General features: G+C 40.9%; 9 protein-coding genes and 1 rRNA gene. 6 read left to right on the top strand and 4 right to left on the bottom strand.

Going from position 1 to position 8,694, the window contains the following annotated elements:
- Positions 1-210: ribosomal RNA gene (locus ACTJKC_RS12180) — 16S ribosomal RNA — on the bottom strand; the annotation flags it as partial.
- Positions 211-1,194: 984 nt separating this feature from the next.
- Between ACTJKC_RS12180 and ACTJKC_RS12175 the strand changes: the two genes are divergently transcribed.
- Positions 1,195-2,151: a lipid A deacylase LpxR family protein gene (locus tag ACTJKC_RS12175; protein ID WP_440792239.1), complete on the top strand. Its 957-nt coding sequence runs from the start codon at positions 1,195-1,197 to the stop codon at positions 2,149-2,151.
- Positions 2,151-3,260, top strand: coding sequence for an acyloxyacyl hydrolase (locus ACTJKC_RS12170; protein WP_440792237.1), 1,110 nt, complete (start codon positions 2,151-2,153; stop codon positions 3,258-3,260). The genes ACTJKC_RS12175 and ACTJKC_RS12170 overlap by 1 nt, the downstream gene beginning before the upstream one ends.
- Here the strand turns inward: ACTJKC_RS12170 and ACTJKC_RS12165 are convergent.
- The 3 genes from ACTJKC_RS12165 to ACTJKC_RS12155 are packed head-to-tail and all read right to left on the bottom strand — an operon-like array spanning position 3,257 to position 5,700.
- Entirely contained in the window at positions 3,257-3,616 is a 360-nt protein-coding gene (locus ACTJKC_RS12165; protein WP_344853399.1) for a CoA-binding protein, read from the bottom strand. The two genes, ACTJKC_RS12170 and ACTJKC_RS12165, sit on opposite strands and share 4 nt — an antisense overlap.
- A gap of 41 nt (positions 3,617-3,657) precedes the next feature.
- Complete coding sequence (locus ACTJKC_RS12160) at positions 3,658-4,125, bottom strand: DinB family protein (protein WP_440792235.1); 468 nt, start codon at positions 4,123-4,125, stop codon at positions 3,658-3,660.
- Between the two features lie 33 nt (positions 4,126-4,158).
- On the bottom strand, positions 4,159-5,700 hold the full coding sequence (locus ACTJKC_RS12155; RefSeq protein WP_440792233.1) for an NAD(P)/FAD-dependent oxidoreductase: 1,542 nt from the start codon (positions 5,698-5,700) through the stop codon (positions 4,159-4,161).
- 493 nt (positions 5,701-6,193) lie between these two features.
- Here ACTJKC_RS12155 and ACTJKC_RS12150 point away from each other — a divergent pair, with 493 nt between their 5' ends.
- The 4 genes from ACTJKC_RS12150 (at position 6,194) to ACTJKC_RS12135 (ending at position 8,671) form a co-directional block, all read left to right on the top strand.
- A complete protein-coding gene (locus tag ACTJKC_RS12150; RefSeq protein WP_187593073.1) occupies positions 6,194-6,775 on the top strand; it encodes a LemA family protein in 582 nt (193 codons plus the stop codon).
- Positions 6,776-6,858: 83 nt separating this feature from the next.
- A complete protein-coding gene (locus tag ACTJKC_RS12145) occupies positions 6,859-7,302 on the top strand; it encodes a TPM domain-containing protein (protein ID WP_440792230.1) in 444 nt (147 codons plus the stop codon).
- 3 nt (positions 7,303-7,305) lie between these two features.
- Positions 7,306-8,082: a TPM domain-containing protein gene (locus ACTJKC_RS12140; protein ID WP_344853403.1), complete on the top strand. Its 777-nt coding sequence runs from the start codon at positions 7,306-7,308 to the stop codon at positions 8,080-8,082.
- Positions 8,083-8,281: 199 nt separating this feature from the next.
- Positions 8,282-8,671 carry a hypothetical protein gene (locus tag ACTJKC_RS12135; RefSeq protein ID WP_440792228.1) on the top strand — a complete coding sequence of 130 codons (390 nt, stop codon included), beginning with the start codon at positions 8,282-8,284 and terminating at the stop codon, positions 8,669-8,671.
- Positions 8,672-8,694 lie beyond the last annotated feature (23 nt).

The raw sequence follows: 8,694 nt of genomic DNA, 5'->3' as shown, positions 1-8,694 counted from the left end.
TGTTTGATCATAATATAATGCTATAAAATGATATTATGCGGTATTAATCCGGATTTCTCCGGGCTATCCCCCTGATAAAGGTAGGTTGCATACGCGTTACGCACCCGTGCGCCACTTTCGATGAGAGCAAGCTCTCATCTATCGTTCGACTTGCATGTATTAGGCCTGCCGCTAGCGTTCATCCTGAGCCAGGATCAAACTCTCCATTGTAAAATGTTTTGTTCAATTCTGACCAGTTTTAACTATTGTTAAAAATAGTCTTCTTTTTTTTATGTTGTCTGTTAGACACCACCTTTAAAATAAAGCAAAATAATCATGTACTTTGATCAGTACTCCATTACCCCGCTACGCTACATTGACATCTCTTTTAAGAACTTATCGATCTATAAACCTCGCGGCAGATCTTTATATATCTTCGGTTTCAGTTTCGATTGGTCTTATTCGTCCAACCTGTGTTTCACCCGTTTCAATCTTGTTTTGTTGTTTGCGCAACATCCGCTGCTCCAACTTTTTTCCTTCCCTTTCGGTTGGGAGTGCAAAGGTAAGGATCTTTTTTAAACTTCCAAATAAAATAAATTTTATTTTTTAATCTCTTTTTCTCCTCTTTCCTTTATTTCAATAGGCCAGCTTTAACCGGCTTTCCGTTCTTCCGAACCGGGCTGCAAAGGTAGCAATCTTTTCCTCTCCTGCAATATTTATTTTAAAATAATTATCGCTTTCCGTATCACCAGGCCATCCTTTCAACTAAAACCCTTCCTCCGAAGCGGGATGCAAAAGTAGGAAAAATTAATACACCTGCAAAGGGATTGTGTAGATTATTGAAAGGTTTATTGTAAGTGGATGGTTTACAGCAATAAAAAGTTTTACCCAAAGCAAAACTTTTTGAAGGATTGCGTGTTTAGGGCAGGTTTGGGCTGAAGACTTGCGAAGCTTTCAGTTGCACAGGCCCTTTGGAAACTTCGTATTTAACCTCTGCCCCGCCCCAACTAAACCCGATTGAAACGGAAAGCCCACATCCCGATTTTTTCAATCGGGAGAGGACTTGTAGTGAAAAGCGGGGACAAACTTATATAGCAGCACAACACCCGCTTTACTGGAAAAAATGAGTTATATGCCTAACTAAAGGCTATGTATAGAGATTTTGAACAATAATTAATACTTTTATAGCTTCAAAATGCCCTATAAATGAAATTGATGCTCAGATTATACGTTACACTGCTGTTTATTGGCCTTGCAGAAATTGGTTATGCTCAAAATTTTAAAAATGAGCTTGTTATTATCTCTGAAAACGACGCTTATATCGATATCACCAGCGACCGCTATTATACGAACGGGGCTTTTATTAAATTCAGGCATGCTTTAAATGGAGAAAATCTGAAAGCAGGGAGAAGTAAAGAGATTATCGGCTTTGAACTTGGCCAAAAAATATACAATCCGTATTATAGTTTCGTACCTAACCCGGCTCTACACGACAGGCCTTTTACGGCATACTTATATGGAGAGGCAAATTACAGCCGGTTTTACAAAAACGAACAAATGCTAAAGGTTTCGGCACAGATTGGGGTTACGGGAAAAGATGCGCTGGGCGAAAAATTTCAGAAAGCTTTTCATAAACTGGTTGGCCAAAACCAGATTGAAGGTTGGGAATACGGCTTAAACAGCGAACCGACATTGAACCTGGGCGCAGAATACAACAAAATTTTGATAACCACCAACAATAAGGTATTTGATGTTACGGGCACTGCATCTGCAGCCGTTGGTAACGTAATTACTAAAGCTAACCTTGGCGCAATGTTGCGTTTGGGCAGATTTAATGATATGGAAGGATCTGCGGCATTTAACAGTTTGGTAAGCAATAATAATACTTATAAAGCTACCCGCAAATACGAACTTTTTCTCTCTGTTATCCCGCAGGTACATGCGGTAGCTTTTGATTCGAGTTTGCAGGGTGGTTTATTCCTGAATGATAAAGGACCGATTACTTTTAAACCAAAACCTTTTGTTTTTACCACACAGGTGGGTTTAACTTTTGCCATTGCAAGGTGGACAGCCAATTATACGGCTACTTTTACCTCGAACGAAGTTAAAAACAGTGCTACCGGATACCGTTATGCTTTTTATAGCCTTGCTTACCGTTTTAGTAAAAATTGATGAAAAAATTATCCCTATCCCTGATCATCCTTATTTCGTGTATCGTTTTTGCGAAGGCACAAATTGCACCGGAAAATCATTCGATTATTTTTAAACCTATTTTCGGTACGCATGTAAATAGTGACCAGGGCCATTTGTTTCAGGATCAGATTACAGGCTTTGATGCGGCCTATTTTAAAGATATCAGTCAGAATGCGGATAAATGGATTGGGGTTAGCGGTGCTAAATCTTACGGGATTGGTTTTATTTTCAGGGACCTGAGCAAATTAAAAGGAACGAAAGATACCTCTGCCCACGCTTTCGGGCAGGTATATGGTTTAGTGGCACAGATGGATTTCCAGTTGTTTAAAATTGGGAAGGCCAAAATTAATTTCACCCCGGGTGTAGGTTTGGGCTATACGAATAAATATTACTACAATAATACCAAAAACAGGTTTTTAGGCAATCCGGTTAATGAAACCATAAAAGCAGACCTGGGAATGGAGCTACCATTGAGTAAATACACTGATTTATTGGTGGGTTTTGGATTTCTACATGTATCAAACGGTGGAGCAACGGTACCTAATGGAGGTTTAAATACGGGAAATGTTTATATCGGGTTGAAGCTGAATAACCAGAAACCATTAACCGCGGAGCGGAAAAGCACCTATACAACTTTACAGCGAAATTCAATCGAGCTTAGTGCAGGCTTAGGTGCAAGAGGCGTATTTGCGAATAGAAATAAAAGTTTGTATAAAAGCGGACTATATGCAGGCTATAATTTTTACCTGAATGACGTAATGTCGCTTAAGGCTGGTGCAGATGCAGTTTATTATTATACTGTTTATGATCCGAATAATGCTAACGATACTTTCCAGAATTACGGAACTTCTTACGATAGGTGGCGTACAGGGATTAGTGTTGGTGCCGACATTAATTTATGGCGGATAACTGTTGCGGCACAAATTGGAAAATATATTCACTACAACAGGTTTATGGAGAAAGCAACCTGGTACTGGACATTTGGCCCTACCTTTAACATTACTCCGCACCTGGGCCTACAGGCAAAAACCTATATGCACTTTGCACAGGCCGATTACGTAAACTGGGGCGTAGTGTACCGGTTTTAATATTGCCCGGTACTTAATAATACTAATGTACAGGCCTCAACAGGTTCAATATCATGCTGATCCAGTAATTTTTCCAGCTCATAATTTTCTGTCCCGGGATTAAAAATTACCCTTTTGGGTTTTGTAGCCAGAATATAATCGTGGTATTGTAGCTGTAGTGCCGGCCCGATATACAAGGTAATGGTATCGATATCGTTGTGGATTTCGCCAGGTTTTTCAATTTCAACACCGGCCACTTCTCCTTTTTTTATGCCCACGTTAACAATTTCGTGGTTGAAACGCTTAAGCATATTGGCTGCTTTGTAAGCATACCTTGATGGATCGGGCGATGCGCCTATAATTAATGTCTTTTTCATTTTAAAATTGATTACACAGATGGAAAGATTACACGAATTAATTAAAATTTAGAAAGCAAGGCGATCTGTCCGGAATGGTAAGCATGATGTTGGGCTAAACCACTCACCAGCTCCACATTGGTTACGCCCGTACCTAAAGCAGGGTTTCGCTCACTTTTTACTTCATCATTCCATTGGTTATCTTTCAGGCTTTCGCACAGGCGGATAAGTTCTTCGTTTGCAATTTTAAAATCAAAAATGATCCGTTCCCAGGCCTGAGGTGTTCTTGCATCGGGTTCGGGCCAATCGCCTCTTTCAGGCTCACCAGTTGGTTTACCAGTTAATCTCGAAGTAACTTCTTCTGTCCATGCGGTTAAATGCAAGGCAATTTCTGCAACTGAATGTGCGCCTGGTACAAAATGGCTAAATGCTTTTTCCGGATTCACATTATTTAATGTTTGCATGACATGGTTACCGTGCCAGGCATCGCCGTTAAAGGCTTTTTTTATCTCGTTCGTGATATTAAACATACCAAAATAACAATTGGTACAATATAAAGTTTGTTATGATGCGTTCAATATTGCATTTGCACAGTTGATTCCGTCTATCGCAGCCGATACAATGCCACCTGCATAACCCGCCCCTTCAGCACATGGATATAAACCTTTAACCTGTGGGTGCTGATAGGTTTCTTTATCCCTCGGAATCCTTACCGGAGAGGAAGTTCTGCTCTCTACCCCTACTAAAATGGCTTCATTGGTATAGTAACCCCTTATTTTTTTTCCAAATAAAGGCAAGGCTGCACGCAAACTATCAGATACAAATTCGGGAAGGATATTATCGAGCATCGAACTTTTGGTACCTGGCAGATAAGAATTCTTTGGCAGATCGAGTGATAATTTATTGTTTACAAAATCGACCATACGCTGCGCAGGCGCAACAAGGTTTCCGCCACCAGCTTCGAAAGCGGCTTTTTCAATTTCGGACTGAAAATTTAACATCCTCAGCGGATCGTAACCCTGAACATCGTTTAAAGTAACCTGAACCACCGTGCCTGAATTGGCGTAAGGATTATTCCGCTTGGATGGCGACCAGCCGTTTACTACAATTTCATTTTCGCCGGTAGAACAGGGTGCGATAATGCCGCCAGGGCACATACAGAACGAAAATACACCCCTGGCGCCAACCTGCTCTACTAAACTATAATATGCCGGCGGCAAAAATTCCGACCGGATATCGCAATGGTACTGTGCCGAATCGATAATTTCCTGTGGATGCTCAATCCGCACACCCAAAGCAAAAGGTTTTGCTTCGATCAGGATGTTTTTACTGTTCAGCAATTCGTACACATCTCTGGCGGAGTGACCTGTTGCCAAGATAATATCATCAGCCAGCAGTTTTTCTTCAAAATTAATCTCAATTCCCTTTATCTTTCCAAATTCGATTAAAATATCGGTCATCCGGCTATCGAACATTACTTCTCCACCGGCATTCAAAATTGTATCTTTTATAGAAGTAATGATATGCGGAAGTTTATTGGTGCCAATATGCGGACGGGCATCAATGGCAATATCAGGCTCAGCGCCATGGTTTACAAAAACCTGCAGCACTTTATTAATATCACCACGTTTATTGGAGCGGGTATATAATTTACCATCAGAATAGGTTCCGGCACCGCCTTCGCCATAACAATAGTTAGACTCGGTGTTGACCAAACCCTGCTTATTAATCGCGGCTAAATCTCTTCTCCGCTGTTTAACATCTTTGCCACGTTCGATAATAATCGGCTTTAATCCATTTTCGATGCATTGCAAAGCGGCAAATAACCCTGCCGGGCCAGCGCCGATAATGATAACAGGTTTAGCTTCGCTTACGTTTGGATAATTGATGGTATAAAATTCGGGTATGGCTTCTTCATCCACAAAGACCTTTACCTGCAGACGAAAAATCACCTTTCTGGAGCGCGCATCAATCGATCTTTTTAGAATTTCGTAACCTTTAATACGCGATTCTGAGAGTTTTAACCCTTCTGCAAGTTTCTGTTTAATAACTTCAGTTTGCTCAACCTGGTGCGGAAGCAAAGTAATTTCGATGTCTTTTTGCATATCTGGTCGGGTTTTTATCCCGAATGGTACAAAGATAAACATCTGATAGCATATTTGATGAGTTCAGCATATGAATAAAAACTATTAGCGGACTAATGTAAGGCCTCTATGTTTTTTTTGGAAAGCAATTGCAGTATTCTATAGGTCACTTTCTTCCCGCTCTCCCTCCTGCCCCGATGAAAAATCGGGGGCATACGTTCGATCGGGTTTAATGGGGTTATTTTTCTGCAACTATGCCGGTTTTTCTGTGCAACAGCCCAAAGTTTTTAGCCCCGATCGGAGCGGACACGAAGTAAAGCGGAGAGCGGGAACAAAAGTTAAAAAAAGCGAATGACCTTGCGCTTCAAAACCAAATTTAACCTTGTTAAAATCAACGCCTCGCTCGTCAACCTGACAGAGAAATTCCCAAATTGTAACAAAGGCATGCAATTTGATATCTAATTCGTAAATTGAATCATAATTCAGTTTGACTAAAAAGACAAAAACCATAAAAATGAAAAGATTAATATTTGGAATTTTAGCTGCAGTAATTGCAGTAAGCACTTTAAGTTCATGCGGGTATAACAGCATGGTTAAACTTGATGAGAACGTTAAATCTAAATGGGGAACGGTACAAACCCAGTATCAGAGAAGAGCAGATTTAATTCCGAACCTGGTAGCAACTGTAAAAGGTGCGGCCAAATTTGAGCAAGGTACCTTAACAGCGGTGACTGAAGCACGCGCAAAAGCAACCCAGATGACGGTGAGTACGGATGATTTATCGCCGGAAAACATCAAAAAATTCCAGGCGGCGCAGGGAGAATTATCTCAGGCTTTGGGTAAATTATTATCGATTACAGAAAATTATCCTGAATTAAGGGCGACACAACAATTCAGCGATTTATCGGCACAGCTCGAAAGCACCGAAAACCGGATTACAGTTGCACGTAAAGATTTTAATGATGCGGTGCAGGAATATAATGGCAAAATCAGGTCGTTCCCTACCAATTTAACAGCCGGAATGTTCGGTTTTAAACCAAAAGGATATTTCGAGGCTGATGCATCTGCAAAAAATGCGCCTAAAGTAGAGTTTTAATACTCCAACAATAACATTTGAGGGTAATGGATGTTTATAAATTAAACGTTTATTACCCTTTTTACTTCTTATAAAATAAGCACATGCCGTTATTTTCAGATATTGAACAAGAAAAAATCGCAAATGCGATAGCTGATGCGGAGAAAGCCACTTCGGGAGAGATCAGGATTGCTATTGACAAGCTTTGCGAAGGCGATCCTTACGAAAAAGCCATTGAATATTTCACCAAACTGGACATGGATAAAACGGCCAGAAGAAATGGTGTACTGATTTACCTTGCACATGCCGACCATAAATTTGCCATTATCGGCGATGTAGGCATTAATCAGCGGGTACCGGAAAACTTCTGGGAAACGACCAAAATTGCCATGACCGCCCATTTCGCCAAAGGAAATTTAGCCGATGGTATTATTGCGGGTGTTGCCCTGGCAGGAGAAAAACTGGCCTTGTTCTTCCCCCCGCAAAAAGGCGATATTAACGAACTGCCGAATGATATTGTTTTTATGGATAATTTAGAAAATAAATAAGCGATGAAGAAAATATTCCTGTTATCGCTCTTTAGCCTGTTGTTTAATTTTGCATTTGCACAGGATTTTCCCGAAAAACCAAATACCCTGGTTAATGATTATGCCAATGTTTTATCAGCCGGTCAAAAACAGGCGCTCGAAAGCAAACTGGTAACTTTTAACGATTCATCTTCCACCCAAATTGCCATTGCCATTTTAAAATCGGTTGGTGATTATGATATTAACGAATATGGAGTAGAGCTGGGCAGAAAATGGGGGGTTGGGCAAAATGGCAAAAACAACGGTATTATGATTGTTGTAGCGGTTGGTGATAGAAAAATCTCGATACAAACCGGCTATGGCTTAGAAGGTGTTCTGCCTGATATTTACACCAAGCGGATTATTGATAATGATATTAAACCCAACTTTAAGGCAGGTAATTATTATGCCGGACTGGATGAGGCAACAACCTCTATTATTAAATATACCCGCGGTGAATACAAGAACGACAACCCAAAAGCTTCTCAAAGCAATGGTGGCTCGGGAAGCATTATCATCATCATTATTATTATCATTGTCATCATTATTATCATGTTAAAAGGAGGTGGCGGCGGCAGCCAGGTAATTGGTGGTCGTGGTGCATCTAACGCTTTATTCTGGGCGATGCTTTTTGGCAGTGGTGGCGGTGGCCGAGGCGGCAATAGTGGCTGGGGAGGCGGTTCATCTGGCGGTGGCGGAGGAGGATTCGGTGGTTTCGGCGGCGGAAGCTTTGGAGGCGGTGGATCAAGCGGAAGCTGGTAGTCTGGTTTATTAGGCATTAGGTGATTGGTTAACTGGTTAATTGTTTAAACCGGTTAACTGTAAATTAATCGATGCAGTACATCAAACTTGTCATTGGTTTATTGGCCATTGGCTAAACCGGCTCAGAGCCAAACCCTGCAACCCCAGACAGAACAACATTTTAACCTTAAAACAACATTTCAACTTTACAACAACATCCATGTACAGAAGAGATTTAATTACAGCAGAAATACAGAAACTTGCCCAGGTTTTGGCGCGGATAATGGGATTGAAATTAGAAGGTAAATTGGCTGAGGCCAGTCAGCTTTTTGATGAAACGATGGAAAGCGGTTTTCATTTGCCCAAAGAAATTCTGGAGAGTGCGGATTTGTCTGTTTTCGAAAACTGGTTAAAAGAAAATATCCTTCCGCCAGAAAAACTCGATTCTTTAAGCGAATTTTTATATTATGAGCTTGGGATCAGTGCTGAAAGAAACCTGTTGATTGCCCCAAAACTTAATTTGGTTTACCAATATTTGTCAGATCAGCATAAGATTGTACATTTGGTAAATCTGCACCGCCAGAAAACAATACAGCAATACCTGCGCTAAGCGCTTATCGCCCAGCGCCAAAC

Origin of the sequence: Pedobacter sp. 22226, from assembly GCF_052045455.1 — a bacterium.
GTDB classification, from domain to species: Bacteria; Bacteroidota; Bacteroidia; order Sphingobacteriales; family Sphingobacteriaceae; genus Pedobacter; species Pedobacter jeongneungensis.
The sequence above is the reverse complement of the archived record's forward strand: the minus strand, read 5'-3'. Positions and strand labels throughout refer to the sequence as shown.

Bases quoted from the DNA above. Each gene is read 5' to 3' on its own strand.
- ACTJKC_RS12155 (WP_440792233.1), bottom strand. From the start codon at position 5,700: ATGCAAAAAGACATCGAAATTACTTTGCTTCCGCACCAGGTTGAGCAA.
- ACTJKC_RS12170 (WP_440792237.1), top strand. From the start codon at position 2,151: ATGAAAAAATTATCCCTATCCCTGATCATCCTTATTTCGTGTATCGTT.
- ACTJKC_RS12145 (WP_440792230.1), top strand. From the start codon at position 6,859: ATGCCGTTATTTTCAGATATTGAACAAGAAAAAATCGCAAATGCGATA.
- ACTJKC_RS12150 (WP_187593073.1), top strand. From the start codon at position 6,194: ATGAAAAGATTAATATTTGGAATTTTAGCTGCAGTAATTGCAGTAAGC.
- ACTJKC_RS12135 (WP_440792228.1), top strand. From the start codon at position 8,282: ATGTACAGAAGAGATTTAATTACAGCAGAAATACAGAAACTTGCCCAG.
- ACTJKC_RS12175 (WP_440792239.1), top strand. From the start codon at position 1,195: ATGCTCAGATTATACGTTACACTGCTGTTTATTGGCCTTGCAGAAATT.
- ACTJKC_RS12165 (WP_344853399.1), bottom strand. From the start codon at position 3,616: ATGAAAAAGACATTAATTATAGGCGCATCGCCCGATCCATCAAGGTAT.
- ACTJKC_RS12140 (WP_344853403.1), top strand. From the start codon at position 7,306: ATGAAGAAAATATTCCTGTTATCGCTCTTTAGCCTGTTGTTTAATTTT.
- ACTJKC_RS12160 (WP_440792235.1), bottom strand. From the start codon at position 4,125: ATGTTTAATATCACGAACGAGATAAAAAAAGCCTTTAACGGCGATGCC.